Source organism: Streptomyces sp. NBC_00045 (assembly GCF_045041095.1).
Classification (GTDB): Bacteria; Actinomycetota; Actinomycetes; order Streptomycetales; family Streptomycetaceae; genus Streptomyces.
The window spans coordinates 984,344-1,003,795 of the sequence record NZ_CP108271.1; the positions used below are offsets into that span (position 1 = coordinate 984,344).

Consider the following 19,452-nt stretch of genomic DNA (forward strand, 5'->3'; position numbering starts at 1 on the left):
GCACTGACAACGGGCCGACTAGAAGGGCTTGGTGGGGAGGTACTTGCCGTCGAGGGTGATGACGGCGCGCTCTCCACCGTCGGGGTCCGCGACCTTCCTGACGTCCAGCTTGAAGTTGATCGCGCTGATGATGCCGTCGCCGCACTGCTCGTGGACCAGCGCCTTGAGGGTGGTGCCGTACACCTGGAGCATCTCGTAGAAGCGGTAGACGGTCGGGTCGGTCGGGACGCCTCCGGGGATGGAGCCCCGCATCGGGATGGTCTGGAGGAGTCGCTCGGCGTCTGCGTCGAGGCCGAGGAGGTCGGCGACGGCGTGGGCGGAGGCCGCCGGCAGGGGGTGCTGGCCCAGCACCGCGGCGGTGACGAACGCGACGGACAGGCCGGCCGCGTCGGCGATCTGCTGCCAGGTGAGGTCCTTGCGGGACTTGGCGTCGACGGCGGCGTTGGCCAGGGCCTGACGGGCGGTGGGGTCGAACTGGGCGTGGATCACGGGAGGTTCCTCTCAGGGGTGGAACGGGACGGTGCGGGCCGGGTCAGGCCGCGAGGGCGGCGCCGCGTCCGGGCGCGGGGGCGATCTGCTCGACCGCTCCGGTGGGGATGTCGTAGACCCAGCCGTGCAGGGTGACGGCTCCGGCGGCCAGGGCGCGGGCCACCGCGGGGTGGGTGGCGAGGTGGGCGAGCTGTACGGCGACGTTCTCCCGGATCAGGGCCTCGACCTCGGCCTGCGGCGCCCCGACGGGAGCCGCGTGCCGCAACCAGCGGGCGACGGCGGGGAGCTCCGCGAGGTCCTGGCCCGCGGCAAGTGCGGTCATGGCACCGCAGGCGGAGTGTCCGCAGACCACGATGTCGCGGACGCCCAGGACGGCGAGCGCGTACTCGATGCTCGCCGCCACGCCGTCGGAGCCGTCGGCGGTGTGGGAGCCGTCGGCGGTGTGGGCCGGTACGAGGTTGCCCGCGGTCCGGATGACGAACAGTTCCCCCGGCTCCCGCTGGGTGATCAGTTCCGGGACCACGCGTGCGTCGGAGCAGCCGACGAAGAGCGTGTGCGGCCGGTGGGTGGTCGCCAGGCGGGCGAAGAGCTCCGCCTTGGCCGGGAAGACGTCCTGCTGAAAGTGCGCGAGGCCCTCGACGAGGTCGTGCACGGTCACTCCCTTCAGTGGGGACTGCCCTGGTCGGGCTGACGAGATCCACCATGCATGACCTGTGGCTATAGCGTCCAAGACGTATTGAGCATGATCGTTATTGATCGGATCTATAGTTGGCTCATGCCTCTGGAACTGCGCCATCTCCGCTATCTGCTGGCCGTGGCCGACCACAGCAGCTTCACCCGCGCCGCCGAGGAGCTACGGATCTCACAGCCCACGCTGTCGCAGCAGATCAGGCAGCTGGAGCGGGCCGTGGGCGTGCAGCTGCTGGACCGTACGGGGCGCGCCGTGCGCGTGACCGACGCGGGCGCGGCCTTCGTCCCGTACGCCCGCCGCACCCTCCAGGACCTGGCCGCCGCCGAGCGGGCCGTACTGGACGTGGCGGACCTCTCGCGCGGCAGTCTGCGCCTCGCCATGACCCCGACCTTCACCGCGTACCTGCTGGGCCCGCTCGCCGCGGAGCTCCACGCCCGACACCCCGCGATCACGCTGAACGTCCGGGAGATGACGCAGGGGCGACTGGAGTCGGCGCTGCTGGACGACGCCGTTGATTTGGGCATCGCCTTCCAAGGCCCGCACCTGCCGGGCATCGGCGCCACCGGCCTGTTCACCGAGACCCTCGGCCTGGTGGTCGGCCCCGCCCACCCGCACGCCGGCCGCACCGAACCGCTGCCGGTCGCCGAACTCGCGGCGTGTCCCCTCGCGTTGCTCAGCGGGGACTTCGCCACCCGGACCCACATCGACGCGTACTTCCACCGGTACCGGGTCGAACCGCCGATCGCGGTGGAGGCCGACTCCATCAGCGCCCTCACCGAGATCGTCCGGCGCACCGGGCTCGCCACGGTGCTCCCCGACGCCCTCACCCGCGACCGGTCCCCGCTGCACCCCGTCCCCCTCGGCCCCGCCCTCCCCGAGCGGACCGTGGTCCTCCTGCGCCGCGAGAGCGCGTACGAGAGCGCCGCCGCCCGTGCCTTCGCCTCGCTCGCCCGGCACTGGGCCGGCGCCTGACGGCCGGATCAGTCCGCGAACACCGCCGACGCCTCGGCCTCGTACGCCCGCAGCAGAGGTTCCAGGGCGGCCGGATGCGCGGCGCCGGCCGGCAGCAGGCGGCGGGCCTCGGCCTCGGTGGCGTGGCTCAGCAGCCAGGCGCGGGCCCAGGCCGGGTCCGCGGAGCGGTCGGCGCCGCGCATGCGCGCCTCCACGGCGGCATAGGCGGTGCCGGGCACCCGGCCGGCGATGACCGGGAAGACGTGCTCCTCCTCGGCTTCGATGTGCTCGGCCAGCAGCTCCTGCTGACGGGCCAGGAGAGCGGCCAGCAGCCCCGCGTGGCGGCCCGGTTCAGCGGCGAAACGGGCCGCGGCCGCATCGCAGTCGGCCTGGAGCGCGTCGAGCGCCGCGTGGTCGTCGACGAAGCGCACGATGCCGGCCACCGCCTCGGCCGCGTCGGGCACGGCGTCCAGGACCACCGGCCACAGGATCTCGTCCTCGGCGCGGTGGTGGCCGCGTACGACGGCGTGGAAGCGGTGCACGTAACCGGCGATGGCCCGGGCCCGCGCGGGGCCGGCCGGCTGCGCGGCCGCGGCGAGACCGGCGAACAGCCGGGCCAGGCGCTCGATGTCCGCCAGGATCGCGCGGTGGGCGAGCCGGATGCCGGTGGGGTCCGCGGCCGCCGCGGGGTCGTACGGCCTTGCGGGGGTGTCGTGTTCGCTGTCCATACGGACGACTGTGCGCTCCCGGGCAATGCATCGGGTCAACGTTCGATGAACGTCGCCGGTCCGCCGGGACGTCCGCTGCGGCATAGGCTCGGGAGTCCGCCCCGTCACCACCTCGGGAGAACCGCACGATGCCGCCCACCGGTCCGCAGTCCGTCGACCGCGCGCTCGCGATCCTCGACGCCGTCGCCGACGCGTCCGGGCCCGTCGGCGCCAAGGCGCTGGCCCGCCGGCTGGAGTGTTCGCTGTCCACCGCCTACCACCTGCTGGCCCCGCTGACCGAACGCGGGTACCTCGTCCGCACCGCGCGGGGATACGCGCTGGGCCCCCGGATCCCCGGACTGCACCGGAGCCTGCTGCGCCATCTGGAACCCGCGCCGCGCATGGCCGACCTGCTGACCCGGCTGCGCCGGACCACCGGCGCCGAGGCGTACTACACCGCCTACCGGGGCGGACTGATCACCGTCGTCGACACCACCGCCCCGGTCACGGACGCCGCGAACCCGTTCGCTCCCGGGCGCGAGACGCGGGCGCACGCCACCGCGCACGGCAAGGCACTGCTCGCCGAACTGCCCCGGCCGCTGCGCCGGCGCTACCTCGCCGAGCACGGGATGGCCCGCCTGACCGGGGCCACCATCACCAGCGCCGAACTGCTGGAGGCGGAGCTGTCCCGGGTCCGCGGGCAGGGCTTCGCCGTGTCCGTCGGGGAGGCCGACCCCGCGTACACCTGCCTGGCCGTCGCCCTGCCGCGCGGGGACGACCACGACGGCGACGCGGTGCACGCCCTGTCGGTGTCGCTGCCGACCGGGGAGTTCCGGCGGCGCCCGACGCAGATCCGTACCGCCCTCGCGCAGGCCGCGGCGGACTGCGTGTGACGCCAGGGGCGCCCGGGCACCGGTTTTCCGGCGCTGCCGGAAATACGGTGCGATGGGGATGCGCGGCCCGCGGTGGCCTGCCAGTCTGGTCGGCATGATCTTCATCGCCGTCAGGTTCGACGTCCGTCCGGAGCACAGCGACAACTGGCTCACGCTCGTCGACGACTTCACCCGGGCCACCCGCAACGAGCCGGGCAACCTCTTCTACGACTGGTCGCGCAGCGTCGACGACCCCAACAAGTACACGCTCCTGGAAGCCTTCACCGACGCCGAGGCGGGCGCCGCGCACGTCGCGTCCGACCACTTCAAGGCCGGTATGGAGACCCTCGCCGACGCGATCGCCAGCACGCCGGAGATCATCCACGTCGAGGTGCCCGGCCAGGGCTGGAACGCCATGGCCGAGCTGTCCCCCCGTAACTGAACCGCCCGGTCGGCGGCCCCGGCGGCTAGGAGGAGAGCCCCAGCAGCCGGGCCGCCGACTCGCGCATCTCCACCTTGCGGATCTTGCCCGTCACCGTCATCGGGAACTCGTCCACGACGTGCACGTACCGCGGGATCTTGAAGTGGGCCAGCCGTCCGTCGCAGTACGCGCGGACGGCGTCCGCGGTCAGCGGCGGCGCCCCCTCGCGCATCCGCACCCACGCCATCAGCTCCTCCCCGTACCGGGCGTCGGGGACGCCGATGACCTGGACGTCCAGGACGTCCGGATGGGTGTGGAGGAACTCCTCGACCTCGCGCGGGTACACGTTCTCCCCGCCGCGGATCACCATGTCCTTGATGCGGCCCGTGATGCTCAGGTAGCCGTCCTCGTCCATCACCGCCAGGTCGCCGGTGTGCATCCAGCGCGCGGCGTCCACGGACTCGGCGGTCCGCTCCGGCTCGCCCCAGTAGCCGAGCATCACCGAGTAGCCGCGGGTACAGAGCTCCCCCGGCTCGCCGCGGGGCACGGTCCGGCCTGACTGCGGATCGACCACCTTGACCTCAAGGTGCGGTCCGACGCGGCCCACCGTGGACACCCGGCGCTCGATCGAGTCGTCGGCCCGGGTCTGCGTGGACACCGGGGAGGTCTCGGTCATCCCGTAGCAGATGGACACCTCGCGCATGCCCATCCGGTCGATGACCTCCTTCATCACCTCCGTCGGGCAGGGCGAGCCCGCCATGATCCCGGTACGCAGGCTGGACAGGTCGTACGTGCCGAAGCCGGGCGCGGCCAGTTCGGCGATGAACATCGTGGGGACCCCGTACAGGGAGGTGCACGACTCCGCCTGGACCGCGGCGAGGGTGGCCTCCGGATCGAACGACGGGGCCGGGATCACCATCGCCGCGCCGTGGCTGGTGCAGGCGAGGTTCCCCATGACCATGCCGAAGCAGTGGTAGAACGGGACCGGGATGCAGACCCGGTCCTCCTCGGTGTAGTGGCACAACTCCCCGACGAAGAAGCCGTTGTTGAGGATGTTGTGGTGGGAAAGGGTCGCCCCCTTGGGGAAGCCCGTGGTCCCCGAGGTGTACTGGATGTTGACCGGGTCGTCGGGGCTCAGCTCCGCCGCCGCCCGTACGAGGTCGGCCGGGTCACCGGCGCGGCCGCGTTCCAGCAGGGCGCTCCACTCCGGCCGCTCCAGCAGGACGGTGAACTCCAGGTCCGGGCAGCGCGGTCCGACCTCCTCGATCATCCCGGCGTAGTCGGAGGTCTTGAAGCGCTCCGCGGCGACGAGCAGCCGGATCCCCGCCTGGCGCAGCACGTACTCGACCTCGTGCGAGCGGTACGCCGGGTTGACGGTGACGAGGATCGCCCCGATCTTGGCGGTGGCGTACTGGACCAGCGTCCACTCGGCTCGGTTGGGGGCCCAGATGCCGACGCGGTCCCCCTTGGCCAGGCCCAGGTCCAGCAGGCCCAGCGCGAGGGCGTCGACATCGGCGGCGAGCTCCGCGTACGTCCACCGGCGCCCGGCCGCGAGGTCGACGAGCGCGTCGCGGTCGGGGAACCGGCGGACGGTCCGGTCCAGGTTCTCGCCGATCGTGTCGCCCAGCAGCGGCACGTCGAAGACGCCGGACGCGTAGCTCGACGACGCGGTGCTTCGAGATGCGGAACTCGACGCGGCAGACACACGTACCTCCTGGACTCGGTGGCGGGGCGGCGCCGGCGGGCCGGCGGCCTTCATGATCCTCTCCGGGCGGGGCCCCGGCCACCCTCCTGCCGCCTTTCCCTCGAAGGGGGTTCAGCGCAGGCAGCCGACGATCCTGACGGAGATCTCCGCGGTGCCGGTGAGCCCGGCGGCCGGATCGGTGGCGCTGAAGACGAGCTGGTACGTCCCGTCGGGCAGCAGGGGGACGAGGAAGCGGCCCGACGCGCCCGCGCCCAGCGTCACCGGTCCGGCGGGGCCGTTGATCTTCCAGGTCGTGTACTGCGGGTCGGTGACCGGCTGGTTGCCCGGGCGGGTCCGGGCCGTCCCGGCGAAGGACTCCTCGCAGCCGCGCCGCAGTTGGCCGCCGGCGGCGGGTTGCTGGATGTGCACGGTCGGGGTCTGCGGCTGCTGCCCGGTCGGCGAACCGCTCGGGGACGGGTTGCCCGGCCGGCTCGGCCGGCCCGTGGCCGGGGTGCCCGGGCTGTTGGGGCTGCCGGGCGTGGCCGACGTACCGGGCGAAGCCGTGGGGATCGTCGTGGGCGAGGCGCCGGGGGCCGAGGGGGAGGGCGAGGCGGAGCCCGGGGCGCCCGTACCGCCCGGCAACGGATCGAGTGCGTGCGGGAGTTCCGGGTGGATCACGACGGGCGGCGGGGCTGCCTTGGCGGGCTCGGTGGGCTTGGCGTCGATCCTGGCGCAGATCGCGCCGGCGACCATCTCCTGGCTGTCGGGTACCGGCAGGGCGCGCAGTGCCTGGTCGTCCGGCCCGCGGCCGTGCGTGTCGAAGTAGCCGTTGCCCGTGAACGTCTCCCGGTCGCTGTGCTCCATCCACACCGAGTTCTGGTAGTCGGTGCCCGCCTTCTGCTGGTTCCGGCCGGTGACGTGCCATGCCGTCACCTTGCTTCCCGAGGGCTCGCCCGCCGCCGGTGCGTCGGTCGGCGCGTACAGCCAGCCGTCGCCGAAGAACCGCGTGGGAGACGGATCGTCACCTTCCTCGTTCGCTGCGGGGAAACGGAAGCCCCCGCCGACCACGAGCTTGCCCTTCGGGCAGGACACGGCCGCGTCCGCGCTGCCGCCGGCCGCCACCGGCACCTTCGCGGTGACCACGGAGACGCCCTTCAGCAGGACACAGATCGCCCGGACCCCGACCGCGTAGTTCGCCTGCTGTGGCTGCGGGTCCTCGATCCGGGTCTGGTGCTCGATGAATTCGGACGTGTGGATCGGGAACGTGCCGGCGCTCAGCCGATCGCCCGGGTTGAGCGCGGCGAAGGTACCGGACTTGGCGTCGCCGGGCGGCCCCTCGGGTGTCAGGCTGTCGAGGGGGACCGGCGCGACGGGGCGGCCCGCGACGGTGCGCTCCGCCCGGAACTCGGTACCGACCGCAGTGAAATCGCCGTCGCATCCGGGCGTGGCGTCGTGGGCCCGGGCCACGGCCGCGAACGGCCCGTCGGTCGAGAGGTCGTGGATGATCCCGCCGCCGCTCGCCGAGGTCATCTTGTTCATGCGGTCGTGGTAGGCGTACGCCCGCTCCTTCCACCCGGTGGTTTCGAACTGCGGTTTCGCGTTGACGCACAGGGCGTACGAGGTGAGTGCGGCGGCCTCGCCGCCCGGGTTGTACGCGGACGCCAGCCAGGCGCCGCTCATGAACAGGCTGTTCGTGGCGAAGCCCGTGCCGGTGATCGCGTATCCGCCGCCGAGCGCGGTCTCGTGGGCCCGGCAGGCGGCGACGACGGCCTGTTCGCCGCCGGCCGCGACCGGCACCGTCACACTGCGCTGCACGACCGTCAGCTGCGGGCCGCCGGTAACCGCCCATACCCCGACCCCGACGGCGCCGGACACCACCAGGGCGCCCGCGGCCGCCACCGCGGCCGTCTTGGCGGTGATCGCACCGCCCAGCTTCGCGAAGACTCCAGAGCCCATCGCCGATGCCTCCCCCGCCTCACGGCCGCACCTCCCCGCGGTTACGGGGCGTGGGCAATGTAGCGCTGCGTGCGATACGCGTCACAGAGGCTTGAAGTATCGGTTCTGCTACGGACTCCCCGCCCGGAAGCAAAGCCGTCCCGGCCAGCGGGCGGCACGGGGTGCCCGCCGAACTGCCCCCCGGGACGAAGCGGCGCATAGTGAATCCATGAATCCGAGTCGCATCCGGACGGCGCTGGTGTGCGCTGCCGGCCTGTTCGCCGCCACCACCCTCCAGGCGACCGGTGCCACCTTCGCCGCCGACCGGGAGCCGCCCCCGGCATCGTGCGTCAGTTCCCCCACCCCCGCCGGCGGCCAGGCCCGGCAGGTCATGGACATCGCCCGGCAGGCACAGAAGGACCTCGGGCTGAACGCCGTGGTCCTGCGGGTCACCCGCGACGGGAAGGAGGTCGTCACCGGCGCGCTCGGCCAGTCGATGACCGGCGTTCCCGCCACGGCCGACATGCACTTCCGGTCCGGCTCGGTGGCCATCGCGTACATGGGCGACGTACTGCTCCAGCTCGTCGACGAGCACGAGGTCGGCCTCGACGACCCCGTCTCCCGCTGGCTGCCCGATCTGCCGCACGGCGACGAGATCACGCTGCGCATGCTGGCCGCTTCCACGTCGGGACTGCACGACTACGTCACCGACCCGAAGTTCGACGCGGCGCTGGAAGCCGCGCCCTTCCGTCAGTGGACCCCGAAGGAACTCGTCGCCTACTCCCTCGCCCACCCGCTCTGGTACGAGCCGGGCACGAACTGGAGCTACTCGCACGCCAATTTCGTCCTCCTCGGGTCCGCCCTGGAGAAGATCACCGGCACCCGGCTCGACCGGCTGCTCCAGGAGCGGGTCATGGACCCGCTGGGACTGCGCGACACCCACAACTCCTTCACCCCCGAGATCACCACGCCCGTCCTGCACGCCTTCACCTCCGAACGCGGCACGTACGAGGAGTCCACCTTCTGGAACCCCTCCTGGACCACCGCGCCCGGCGCGGTGCAGACCACCCACATCTGCGACATGGCCCGTTCCGCGGTCGCCATCGGCTCCGGTGAACTGCTCTCCCCCGCCGGCTACCGGGTGTCGCTCGACCCGGGCACCATCGGTCTGGGCAAGGCCACCGCGCAGTGCCCGAGCACGATCTGCCCGGCGATGACGCGGGAGCACCACTTCGGGCTCGGCCTCATCGTGCAGAACGGCTGGGTGGTGCAGAACCCGTCGTTCTCCGGCTACGCCGCCATCCAGGCCTACCTCCCGTCCGACCGCCTCGCCATCGCCGTCTCCACGACGGTCGGGCCCGACGGCGCCCAGGACAACACGGCCCAGACGATCGCGTACCGGATCGCCGACGCCCTCTCCCCCGGCCACCCGCTGGACCGCTAGCCGCCCGGGGTGGCACTAGTGCCACCCCGGATGCGGATGGCAGGGATATCGAGGGGCGTGGGGTCGGCGCGCGAGGATCGAGGAGACCTGCCGGACCCCAGGGGGAGTTCAAAGATGCACGTGTTCAACAAGCCCGCACGCTGGCTCGCGGCCGCCGCCTGCGGGCTGCTCGCCACAGCGGCCCTGCCCGTCGGCCCGGCGAGCGCCGCGGCCACGACCGCAGGCGCCACTGCCGCGAGCGCCGCGACCCCACCGATGCCGGGCCGGTTCCGGAACCAGAAGCTCGACTGGCAGCCGTGCGCGGGCGGTTCGCTGGAATGCGCCTCGATGTCCGTGCCGCGGGACTGGTACCACCCCGACTCCGGACCGGCGTTGACGGTCGCGGTCTCCCGGCACCGTGCGGCGGATCCGGCGAAGCGCCGTGGGGTGCTCATGATGGCGGCCGGCGGTCCCGGCGCCTCCGGGCTCCCCCGGCCGGCCCGGCTCGCCTCGTACAGCCCGAAGCTGGCGCAGGCGTACGACATCGTCAGCTTCGACCAGCGCGGCGTGGGAGCCAGTACGCGGGTGGTCTGCTCGGACCAGGACGAGGTCGACGCCATGTTCGGCGGTGCCGATCTGCGCGACCGCTCGGCGGCCGCCGTCCGGCGGACCTTCGACGGCGCCCGGGACTTCGTACGGGACTGCGAGCGCAACTCGGGCGGGCTGCTGCCGTACATCACCACCGATCAGGCCGTGCACGACATGGACCTGTACCGGGAGCTGCTCGGGGTGGAGAAGGTCTCGTACTACGGTCCCTCCTACGCCAGTTTCCTCGGGGCCTACTACGCCACCGAGTTCCCGCGGCGCGTGGAGCGGGTCGTCCTCGACAGCAACATCGACTTCACCGGGACCTGGCAGTCCTTCCTGACGGGGCAGCCGATGAGCTTCCAGCGCCGGTTCGAAGAGGATTTCCTGCCGTGGCTGGCGGCGAACGACGCCACGTACCACCAGGGGCGCACTCCCGAGGAGGCGAAGGCCTCGTTCGAGCGGCTGCGGGCCGCCCTGCACGACCGGCCGCTGGACGTCGAGGGGACGGTCATCACGCCCAACCACCTAGACGCGGCAACGACCAACGCCCTTTACAACGCCGACCAGTTCGCGGGCCTCGCCTCGCTCCTCGGCTTCCTGGAGCAGCCGGAGCAGGCGTCGGCGCAGACCAGGGCCGCCGTCGCCGGACAGCTGAAGCACGTCATGGGTGCGGACTTCATCGCCGACTTCTTCGCGGTCACCTGCGGCGACACCCCGTGGAACCGCGACACCCGGTACTGGGTGAAGGAGAGCGGCGAGGCCACGCGCACCTATCCGCTCGCCGGTGCAAGGGAGTTGACGTTCGCCTCGGTGTGCGCGAACTGGCCGCGGTCCAAGGCCCCGCGCATCAAGGTCACCGGTGAGGGCCTGCCTCCGGTGCTGATGCTCAACTCGAAGAACGACCCGGCGACGTACTACGAGGCCGCCGTGCGCGCCCACCGGGGGTTGGCCGGATCTCGCCTGGTGACCGTCGAGGGCGGCGACCACGTGCAGTTCCAGAACCACAACGCGTGCGTCGACGCCCGGGTCGAGGGCTATCTGCTGGAGGGCACCCTGCCGGCCGGTGACACCACGTGCCCGGCGGCGCAGCGGTGATCCGTCCCGCCGCCGGGTGAGGGGGCGGCGCCGTCACTCCTCGATGGCGCCGCCGATCCGGCGCAGGTGGCGGCGGAAGGTGTACGAGGGGTCGGCCTCGCGCAGGACCAGGTAGTCGGCGAAGGCCGTCTGGCTGCGCAGGGTCTCCCCGGAGCGGATCCGCCGGGCCTGTTCGCGCTCGGTCTCCCGGATCCGCAACGCGGCGTCCAGCACCTCTTCCACCTGGTCGGCGGCGACGAACAGCACACCGTCGGCATCACCGAAGACGAAGTCCCAGCCGGCCACCAGGTGCGGGCCGAACCGGGCCGTGAGCAGCGCCTCGGGTTCGCGTTCGTCCAGTCGTACCGGCCCGGCCGGGTGGCTGCCGTAGCTGAAGACGGGGAGGCCGATCTCGGCCAGTTCGGGCGTGTCGCGGTGCAGCCCCCACACCACGAGGCCCGACACGCCGGCCGTTGCGGCCTCAAGGGCGGAGAGGTCGCCCACGCAGGCCTCGTCCGTGCGTCCGCCGTTGTCGATGACCAGGACGTCCCCCGGTTCTGCGGATCCGTACGCCTCCAGGAACACGTCGACGCTGCCGTAGTGGCGCACCGGCAGCGCGCGGCCCGCGACCCGGTGACCGGGCAGCACCGCGCGGACGCCCGGCGGTGCCACGCGCAGCGGCACGCCGGTCCGGACGCAGGCATCGGCCACGAGCGGCGTGGACAGGTCGGTGAAGGCCTTCAACATGCCGACTTCCCCTTCTCTCCCGAACGGACGGCTTGGGTCAGCCACCGCCCCCCATGGTGCCTGCCCGGCCGCCCGGGCGCGGGGGATCGGGGGTTCGGGGCGCGGCGTCACGGAATGTCGGTGTCCGAGGGCTCCGCCTCGTAGCCGTGCGGATCGTCGCCCTGCCATTCGACGAGGTCCGAGTCGCCGAGGACCACGTCGTCGGGGTCGGGTACGCCGGCCCGGCGCAGGAACTCGATCACGTCGGCGTCGCTGCGGGCCAGGCCGAGGACCGTGTCCTGCCCGTCGGCGCGCAGCGAGATCCGGCGGCCGCCGGCCGGGGTGATCGGGTGGACGAGGATCGGCGCACGGTGCATGCGCCCAGCCTCCGCCGGTACCGCCTGAGCCGCATCCGCAGGGAGCGGGCCCGGCCGCCGTCCTGGCCGGCTTCGATCCGGAACGCAGGTCCTGAGGCGTGTCCGCAAGGAGGCGCCGGCCGCCCGAAGGGTGTCGTGGGACAGGCGGGACGGGCAGGCGGGACGGGCAGGCGGGACGGGCAGGGGGACGGGCAGGCGGGACTTTGACGACGGGGCCTAAATCTAAAGGTCCGCGGTGACGGGCAGGGCCCGGAGGGCATGGAAGCGGAAGGTGGTCGTCCAGGCGAGCTGGTCCACGGGGCGCGCCGGGCGCAGTCCGGGCAGCCGGTCGAGGAGCGCGCCCAGCGCGAGCGTGATCTGGAGGCGGGCGAGCGGGGCGCCGAGGCAGTAGTGCAGCCCGTGGCCGAGCGCGAGGTGGGCCTTGTCCTCCCGGTCGATGTCGAACCGGTCGGGGTCCGGGTACCGCTCGGGGTCGCGGTGGGCCGAGGCCAGGCAGAACAGGACCGTGTCGCCGGTCGGGATGCGGACGCCGCCGATCTCCACCGGCTCGGTCGGGAAGCGGCGGATCGCCGTCTGGTGGGGGCCGGTGTACCGCAGCAGTTCCTCGACGGCGTCGGGGAGCCGGGCCGGGTCGCCGCGGAGGACGGCGAGCTGGTCCGGGTGGGTGAGCAGGGTGAGCAGACCGCTGCCGATGACGTGCTGGACGGTCTCGCTGCCGGCCATCAGGATCAGGAAGGCGAGCGAGACCAGCTCGTCCTCGGTGAGCCGGTCCTCATCGTCACGGGCCGCGATCAGGCTCGACAGCATGTCGTCGCCGGGGCGGGCCCGCCGCTCCTCCACCAGTTCCACGAGGAAGCGGTGGACGTCGGCGACGGCCGCGACGAGGTCCTCCTTCGAACGCGGGGCGAGCATGGTGGCGACCCGGTCGGAGAACCGCTCCTGGTCGGCGGCGGGTACGCGCAGCAGTGCGCCGATGGTCCGCAGCGGCAGCGGCTTGGCGAAGCCGTCTACCAGGTCCGCCTCGCCGGAGCGGGCGATCTCGTCGGCGAGCCCGGTGACCAGCTCGTCGACGCAGTCCTGGACGCCGGCCCGCAGCAACTCGACGTGGCGTGCGGTGAACCCTCCGGAGACGAGGCGGCGCAGCCGCAGGTGGTCCTCCGGGTCGATGTTGAGGAGGTTGGCGTCGAGGGCCGGCGGCAGGCTGAAGCCGCTGAACCCGGTCGTCGAATGGCGCTTGTTGACGGAGTACCGGGCGCCGGCGAGCCCGGCCCGTACGTCCGACGCGCGGGTGACCAGCCACACCGGGGAGCCCTCGGGGAGCGCGACGCGGTGCACCGGACCGGCGGCGCGCAGGCGCGCGTGGACGGCGTAGGGGTCGCGTGCGAACGACTCGTCGAACGGGCACGGGAGGGCCGGGAGGGGGTGCGTGGGAGTGGTCGCTGCGTTCGGGGTCATGCCGTGAAGGGTTCCTTGTCTGGTGCCGGTGTCCGGTGGCGGCGTCCTGTGGCGCTGTCCGGTGACGGTGAGCGCGGGAGGTCATTCGGCGGTGATGCGCGCGCCGAGCCACACCATCGCGGGCGGGATCTCCCGCTTCCACGTGTTGAAGTTGTGCCCGCCGTGGTCGAGGGTGATCGACGAGACGCGCGCCGGCGCCTTCACCTTCTCGATGAACTTCTGCGTCGGCTTGTAGTTCCCCTCGCCCTGCAACGAGGTGGCCACCAGGAAGGAGGACTTCCCCTGGGGTAGGTTGTCCAGGCTCCACAGCAGGTCGGATCGTTTCTCCTCGGCGGTGTTCCCGTGGAAGAGATCACCGGAGTACTCGTCGACCTCCGGCTTGTAGTCCGCCGACAGGCCCACTCCGGCCGCGTAGCTCTCCGGGTGCTGCAACGCGACCTTCAGCGCGCAGTAGCCGCCGGTCGAATCCCCGATGACGCCCCAATTGGAGGCCGAGGTGCCGACGCGGTAGGCACCCGAGATCGCCTTGGGCAGGTCCGTGCCGAAGAAGGTCTCGCTCCGCGGGCCGCCCGGCACGTCGATGCACTGGGTGTTGCGGGTCGGCACCACCGAGGGCTGCATCATGACCAGGATCATCGGGGGCATCTTCTTCTGCTTGGCGAGCGTCCAGGCCGTCTTCGGATACGGCAGCGGCTTGAGCAGGTTCTCCGCCATGCCCGGGAATCCGGTGAGCACCACGGTGGCGGGGAACTTCCTGTTCTCGTTCCCCTTCTGGAAGTACTCCGGCGGCAGGTACACATAGGCCTGGACGACGGCCTTGGACCGCTCGCCCTGCACCGCGATCTTCTCGATCTCGCCGCCGACGTGCGGAGTTCCGCCGCCCCGCATCTCCGTCGGCTGCCGGCCGAGGAGTCGCACGGCCGAGCCCCCGGGCGCGTCCTGGCCCACGGAGGGCATCGTGCGCTCCTTTCCGGCCAGGTCCGCCCAGGAACCGTAGAGCAGGAAGGTCCGGTTGGCCGTGAGACCGATGGAGGCGAGCAGCAGCACCTGGAGCACCAGGATCACGCCGACCCGCCCGAGCGCCGGCCTCCCGCCCCGACGACCGAGCCGCGGCCAGAGCCACACGGCGGCCACGAAGGCCAGCACCGTGGCGATTACGACGACGGTCAGGAGCGTGCTGCTGGTCAGACTCACGGATCGGGACGACTCTCTACGCTGTGTCGGCACGGGCCTGCGGCCCGGCGGCGCCGCATGTGCCGGCGCACAGGGCAAGACTGCAACGGAACCCGATCCGTTCCACACCACTGCGACTCGGCCAGAACCCGTCGGTACCGGCGTCAGGACGGACTCCGGCCAATTCATTGACATGGGCCTGACATTTCAAGGTCCCTGTGGGACCTTCCCCAGCGTGTTCGCAAGCTCTCTCCCCCGGCCATGACGGAAACCGCCCCGGACGGCCGGCGCACGCCGGCGAGGCCCCCCAAGGCCCCGCTTCACACCCCACGAGGACGTGGCGAAGAGGAGCGACAGGATGAAGATCTCGACATGGCCGGGCACGACCGCCCTGGCAGCAGCAGTACTGATCGGCGGAGCGACGTCGGCGACGGCCCTGGGCCCCAGCGCCGACCAGCTGCTCGACGGCGTCATCGTCGTCGCCGGCAACACCTGCACCTGGACCAACGCGCACTCCAGCGCCAACCCCCCGAGCGCGCTGACGGTCGACAGGACGACCATCAACACACCGGGCGGCAACCTCGGCTGCAACGGCAGCATCACCGCCTCCCTCAACAACGACCCCGCGTTCACGTTCGACGACGCCGCCGGCCTCGCCAGGACGAACGCCATCGACATCACGGGCAAGCAGAGCTTCATCTCCTGCCGCTACAAGGCCACGAACATCACGTGGAACCGCGACGGGGTCACCCGCAAGTACGTCAACCAGGCCTTCACCGCGGCCAAGGTGTCGGGCAGCTTCCTCTGTCCCGGCTCGGTCACGACGGCGGCCGGTGACGCCTCGATGCTGTTCCACTGATCCGGCATCCACCGCGGCTGCCGCAGCCCACGACGGACTGCGGCAGCCGAGCGGATCAGGCCGGGCAGATGCCGCGTTCGTGGTCGACCGTGGCCGTCGCGCTGGAGAACTGCCACTGCGGGGCCAGGAGCTGGGTCTTCAGCTGACCGGCCGCCGCCGGGCTCTCCACCACGTAGCCGAAGTCCTGGAGCCACGCCGGGTAGAGGTTCTTGGAACCGATGTAGAAGGCCGAGTCGTCCACGGAGACCACCTTGTGGTGCTGCGCGTACGGGTGGCCGTCGGCCCACTTCGGGCTCTGGGAGCTGCGGAACGTGGCCAGCTGGAGGTTCGAGCACATCGTGGCCCTGGCCGTGCCCCGGTCGCCGGTCAGCAGGGCGAGGCGGTCGCGCAGCGTGTCGCTGATCTCCGAGAGCGACTTGATCTGCGAGTAGCCGCCGCTGCCCACGGCGCCGCGGTTGGCGGGGTCGCTGACGACGATGCGGACCTTCACGCCGGCGGCCATCCGTGCGGCGAGGGCGTCGTAGACGCGGATGTCGTAGCGGGGCAGCGGCGGGCAGGTCGCGTTGACGTCCTGCTGGGAGATCTCGATGTGCCGGGCCGCACTGGAGATCAGCGTCCGCAGGGCGCTCTCCTCCGGGTTGACCGTGTCGTAGTCGCGGTCGGCGTTGGTGTTGTCGTGCAGGCCCACGCCGCACTTGGTGTCGGCGGCGGTGGGCAGCGCGGGCCGGAAGGCCGAGGACGGATCGCTGCGCTTGATCCCGACGCCGAGGCCGCCGACGGCGATGGCCGGCACGTCGCCCGGGCTCGCCGGAGGCGTGGCGGGGTTGGTGTCCTTGGCCAGCGCGGGCATGCACGCGGCGCCGTTGGAGGAGGCGAACCAGACGCTGGCGATGTTGCTCTTGTTCTGGCAGGTCCAGGACCACAGTTCGTCGAGGTAGCGACCCGCGGACGCGGCGGCCGGACCGCGCAGGGCGAGGTCGACGTCGGCGACCGGGTGGGCGGTGTCCAGGTAGTCGTCCTTCCAGTCGTTGATGCCACCGGTGATCACGGACCGTCTATCGACCACGAGGATCTTCGAGTGGTTCCAGGAGAACGCCGTCTTCGAGGTCGTCATCGAGGCGACGTTCAGGTCGACGTTGCGGGCGTCCGCGCCGAGCTTGGCGACGAGTTCGTCCCGGTACTTCGAGGGCAGCACGTTCAGGTGGTAGACCGGAGCGGCGCCGACCAGCACGCGCACCTTCAGCTTGTTGCCGCGCGCCGCCGAGGACTTGAGACCGGCGACGACGGCGTCCTGGAACGCTCCGTTGGGGAACGGTGCGAGAGTCGATATGTCGACTGTCTGGGTCGCCTGGGAGATGTTCTCCGTCATCTTGGCGAGCAGCCGCTCGGTGCCCGGCCGGGCGGCGCAGGTGTCGTCGCCCCAGCAACCGGGGGTCTGCAGCAGCCAGTCGCCGCCGCCGGGCGTCGAGGCGTCGAGGACGTTGCCGGCGGTGCGTTCCCAGACCTGGCCTTCGAGGCCGGGGGACACCTGGCGGAGCGTCTGCTCCACCGCGTCGAGGTGGGGCGCCGGGGCGGCGGGCCCGGTGCCGGCCGCCGCGGCGGCGGAGGCCGGGCCGGCGGCGAACAGGGCCAGCACGACCGCCGGAACCGCGGCGCGGACGGCGGCGACGGACGGGCGATGAAGGGTATGGCGGTGCAATGTGACTTCCTTGCAGGAGGGATCGCGGGTCGCCGCGACGGGGGCGACCGGCAAGATCAACTCGCGGAAGTTACCACCCGGTCACAAGAGTGGGGAATTCGCGCACATCGATTCGGCCACGGCGGTGCGAGGGACTGTCGGTCGGATCGAAAAAGATCGAAAAGGAGCGAAAAGGGTCCTGGCGTGGCCGGATTGGACAAGTGGTCGATGGACCGACCACGATGATGCGCGCTAGATCACGGCAGCTCAGGGGGGCAAACCGGTCAGATGGTGATGTTCCTCCGGCCGATCTGCTACGTCCCCGTTTCCGACACCGGAGAGTTTTAGCCATGAGCTTCGGCGACCCGAACAACCCGTACGGCCAGCAGCCCCCGCAGGGTCAGCCCGGTTACCCGCAGCAGGCACCCCAGGGCGTGCCGCCGCAGTACGGCTACCCGCAGCAGCCTCCGCAGGGCGTCCCCCCGCAGTACGGCCACCCGCAGCAGACCCCGCCGCCGTACGGCGCCTACCCGCCGCCCGCGATGCCGGGCATGCCGGGCTCCGGCATGCCGCCGCTCGCCCACTGGGGCCAGCGCGTCGGCGCGTACCTGCTCGACGCCCTGATCATCGCGGGTCCGATGTACGCCCTCGGCTTCATCGACCTGGCCAACAGCGACGACCCCGCCAACGCCGGCCCCGGCATCTTCTTCACCATAGGCATCCTGTACGCGCTGGGCATGGGCCTCTTCCAGCTCTACAAGGAGGGCACCACCGGTCAGACGACCGGCAAGAAGGTCCTCGGCATCAGCCTGCGCCGCGAGGTCGACGGCGCCTTCCTCGGGTTCGGCATGGCGTTCGTCCGCAAGCTGGCCCACATCGTCGACGGCATCCCCTGCTACCTCGGCTGGCTGTGGCCGCTGTGGGACGAGAAGAAGCAGACCTTCGCCGACAAGATGTGCAACACCGTGGTCATCCAGGTGCCCAAGGGCTGAGGCCGCCCCTCTCCCCCTTCTTCCCACCCGGCAGCGGAGTTCGTCCGCTGCCGGGTGGCCGCGTTTGCGGCCGCGGCCGCGGACTCAGCCGCCGTGCGGCGGGCGGGCCGCGGCGGAGCGGTGGGCGAAGCGGTCGGCCGCCCGGCGGCCTCGGCGCTCCACCGGGAGGGTTCCGGTCGCCGCGGCCAGGCCGTACGGCGGCATGTCGAAGTAGATCGACTCGTACGAACCCTCGGGCGCGACGTACGCCTCGTGCCACAGGCCCACGTGTCCGCGCAGCTTCGACTCGCGCTCCTTCCGGTTGATCACGGCCCATGCGCGGTGGTGGAACATGTCCGGCGCCTTGGCGTACGCGTAGAGCTTCTCCTTGGACTCCCAGTACTGGACCACGTAGTACGTACGCGGCGAACCGGTGAGCAGGACGTGGCCGAGCAGTCCGCGGCCCTTGTCCCGGCCCAGTTCGCGCAGCATGCGCAGCATGGCCAGGAAGACCGGCACCCAGTGGTGCACGGCCCAGAAGTGGTTGATGCGCATTCCGATCAGCAGCACGGTGGCGTCACCCTCGACCGCCGCGGTGGTGTGGCCCGGTATCGGCTTGGCGAACACACTTCCTCCAGAACGCTGGTTGGATAGCGACACTGTCCAAGGTTGATTGGATAGTGGCACTCCCCCAGGAAGGGCACAAGAGATGCGGCTGGCAGAGCTGAGCGAGCGGAGCGGCGTCTCCACCGCGACGGTCAAGTACTACCTGCGGGAAGGGCTGTTGCCGCCGGGGCGCAGGGTCAGCGCGACCACGGCCGACTACGACGACGGCCACCTGCGCCGGCTGCGGCTGATCCGCGCGCTCCTCCAGGTCGGCGGGATCCCGGTGGCGACGGCCCGGGAGGTGCTCCGCCACGTCGACGACGACTCGCTCGGCCGCACGATCCGCCTCGGCGCCGCCCTGTGGGCCCTGCCCCAGGGGCCCGACCCGGACGACTCGGACGAAGCGGTGGCCACGGCGCGGCTGGAAGTCGACCGGCTGCTCGACATCCTGGGCTGGACGACGGCCCGGGAGCTCGGCGCCCTCTCCCCCGTCCACCGGTCGCTGGTGGTGGCGGTGGCCTCGCTCATCCGGCTCGGCTATCCCTGGCACGCCGAGCTGATGGCCCCGTACGCCGAGTTGATGCACCAGGCGGCGGTCCGCGACCTGGACTTCGTGGAGACGCACCCCTCCGAGGCCGAGAAGGTCGAGACCGCCGTGGCGGCGGCCGTGCTGTTCCAGCCGGTGATGAAGGCGCTCCACCGGCTGGCCCAGGAAGAGGAGTCGGCCCGGCGGTACGGGTTGTGAGCCGGTGACGGGCTCCCGGGCCCGTTC

Annotated in this window: 19 protein-coding genes; 8 read left to right on the plus strand and 11 right to left on the minus strand. The window is 71.9% G+C overall.

All coding sequences use genetic code 11. The annotated features are described in order from the left end of the window. Positions 1-18: 18 nt before the first annotated feature. Positions 19-489 carry a cyanase gene (cynS, locus tag OHA65_RS04755; protein ID WP_327281818.1) on the minus strand — a complete coding sequence of 157 codons (471 nt, stop codon included), beginning with the start codon at positions 487-489 and terminating at the stop codon, positions 19-21. Between the two features lie 43 nt (positions 490-532). Continuing rightward, positions 533-1,141, minus strand: a complete 609-nt coding sequence (locus OHA65_RS04760) for a carbonic anhydrase (RefSeq protein WP_327281819.1) — start codon at positions 1,139-1,141, stop codon at positions 533-535. 123 nt (positions 1,142-1,264) lie between these two features. Here OHA65_RS04760 and cynR point away from each other — a divergent pair, with 123 nt between their 5' ends. Then, positions 1,265-2,152, plus strand: a complete 888-nt coding sequence (gene cynR, locus OHA65_RS04765; protein ID WP_328761691.1) for a transcriptional regulator CynR — start codon at positions 1,265-1,267, stop codon at positions 2,150-2,152. 8 nt (positions 2,153-2,160) lie between these two features. On the opposite strand, the gene OHA65_RS04770 is transcribed toward cynR, so the two are convergent. Continuing rightward, positions 2,161-2,859: a hemerythrin domain-containing protein gene (locus tag OHA65_RS04770; protein ID WP_328761692.1), complete on the minus strand. Its 699-nt coding sequence runs from the start codon at positions 2,857-2,859 to the stop codon at positions 2,161-2,163. A gap of 128 nt (positions 2,860-2,987) precedes the next feature. On the opposite strand from OHA65_RS04770, the gene OHA65_RS04775 reads away from it, so the two are divergent. Both OHA65_RS04775 and OHA65_RS04780 read left to right on the plus strand, forming a co-directional pair. Continuing rightward, complete coding sequence (locus OHA65_RS04775) at positions 2,988-3,731, plus strand: IclR family transcriptional regulator (protein ID WP_327281822.1); 744 nt, start codon at positions 2,988-2,990, stop codon at positions 3,729-3,731. Between the two features lie 94 nt (positions 3,732-3,825). Beyond that, positions 3,826-4,152, plus strand: a complete 327-nt coding sequence (locus OHA65_RS04780) for a putative quinol monooxygenase (RefSeq protein WP_327281823.1) — start codon at positions 3,826-3,828, stop codon at positions 4,150-4,152. Between the two features lie 25 nt (positions 4,153-4,177). Here the strand turns inward: OHA65_RS04780 and OHA65_RS04785 are convergent, their stop codons facing one another. Then, positions 4,178-5,890, minus strand: coding sequence for an AMP-binding protein (locus OHA65_RS04785; protein ID WP_328761694.1), 1,713 nt, complete (start codon positions 5,888-5,890; stop codon positions 4,178-4,180). A gap of 57 nt (positions 5,891-5,947) precedes the next feature. Continuing rightward, on the minus strand, positions 5,948-7,771 hold the full coding sequence (locus OHA65_RS04790; RefSeq protein ID WP_327281825.1) for a hypothetical protein: 1,824 nt from the start codon (positions 7,769-7,771) through the stop codon (positions 5,948-5,950). Positions 7,772-7,979: 208 nt separating this feature from the next. On the opposite strand from OHA65_RS04790, the gene OHA65_RS04795 reads away from it, so the two are divergent. Both OHA65_RS04795 and OHA65_RS04800 read left to right on the plus strand, forming a co-directional pair. Then, a complete protein-coding gene (locus OHA65_RS04795; protein ID WP_328761695.1) occupies positions 7,980-9,194 on the plus strand; it encodes a serine hydrolase domain-containing protein in 1,215 nt (404 codons plus the stop codon). Between the two features lie 114 nt (positions 9,195-9,308). Continuing rightward, a complete protein-coding gene (locus tag OHA65_RS04800) occupies positions 9,309-10,856 on the plus strand; it encodes an alpha/beta hydrolase (protein ID WP_328761696.1) in 1,548 nt (515 codons plus the stop codon). Positions 10,857-10,889: 33 nt separating this feature from the next. Here OHA65_RS04800 and OHA65_RS04805 read toward each other — a convergent pair whose 3' ends face one another. The 4 genes from OHA65_RS04805 to OHA65_RS04820 form a co-directional block, all read right to left on the minus strand. Beyond that, positions 10,890-11,582 carry an RraA family protein gene (locus OHA65_RS04805; protein WP_327281828.1) on the minus strand — a complete coding sequence of 231 codons (693 nt, stop codon included), beginning with the start codon at positions 11,580-11,582 and terminating at the stop codon, positions 10,890-10,892. Positions 11,583-11,689: 107 nt separating this feature from the next. Further along, positions 11,690-11,938 (minus strand): hypothetical protein, encoded by a 249-nt coding sequence (locus tag OHA65_RS04810; protein WP_405761291.1) that lies wholly within the window; start codon positions 11,936-11,938, stop codon positions 11,690-11,692. Positions 11,939-12,160: 222 nt separating this feature from the next. After that, positions 12,161-13,393: a cytochrome P450 gene (locus tag OHA65_RS04815; RefSeq protein WP_405761294.1), complete on the minus strand. Its 1,233-nt coding sequence runs from the start codon at positions 13,391-13,393 to the stop codon at positions 12,161-12,163. Between the two features lie 81 nt (positions 13,394-13,474). Continuing rightward, entirely contained in the window at positions 13,475-14,587 is a 1,113-nt protein-coding gene (locus OHA65_RS04820; protein WP_327281831.1) for an alpha/beta hydrolase-fold protein, read from the minus strand. 337 nt (positions 14,588-14,924) lie between these two features. Between OHA65_RS04820 and OHA65_RS04825 the strand changes: the two genes are divergently transcribed. Beyond that, positions 14,925-15,425, plus strand: coding sequence for a hypothetical protein (locus tag OHA65_RS04825; RefSeq protein WP_327281833.1), 501 nt, complete (start codon positions 14,925-14,927; stop codon positions 15,423-15,425). Between the two features lie 55 nt (positions 15,426-15,480). Here the strand turns inward: OHA65_RS04825 and OHA65_RS04830 are convergent, their stop codons facing one another. Further along, positions 15,481-17,124, minus strand: a complete 1,644-nt coding sequence (locus OHA65_RS04830; RefSeq protein WP_405761297.1) for a phospholipase — start codon at positions 17,122-17,124, stop codon at positions 15,481-15,483. 329 nt (positions 17,125-17,453) lie between these two features. Here OHA65_RS04830 and OHA65_RS04835 point away from each other — a divergent pair, with 329 nt between their 5' ends. Then, positions 17,454-18,095 (plus strand): RDD family protein, encoded by a 642-nt coding sequence (locus OHA65_RS04835; RefSeq protein ID WP_328761702.1) that lies wholly within the window; start codon positions 17,454-17,456, stop codon positions 18,093-18,095. An 84-nt stretch (positions 18,096-18,179) separates the two neighbouring features. Here the strand turns inward: OHA65_RS04835 and OHA65_RS04840 are convergent, their stop codons facing one another. Further along, positions 18,180-18,701 carry a DUF4188 domain-containing protein gene (locus OHA65_RS04840; RefSeq protein ID WP_327281837.1) on the minus strand — a complete coding sequence of 174 codons (522 nt, stop codon included), beginning with the start codon at positions 18,699-18,701 and terminating at the stop codon, positions 18,180-18,182. An 82-nt stretch (positions 18,702-18,783) separates the two neighbouring features. Between OHA65_RS04840 and OHA65_RS04845 the strand changes: the two genes are divergently transcribed. Beyond that, the gene (locus tag OHA65_RS04845) at positions 18,784-19,425 is read left to right on the plus strand and encodes a MerR family transcriptional regulator (RefSeq protein WP_405754630.1); all 642 of its coding nucleotides are present in this window, start codon (positions 18,784-18,786) and stop codon (positions 19,423-19,425) included. Positions 19,426-19,452: the final 27 nt, after the last annotated feature.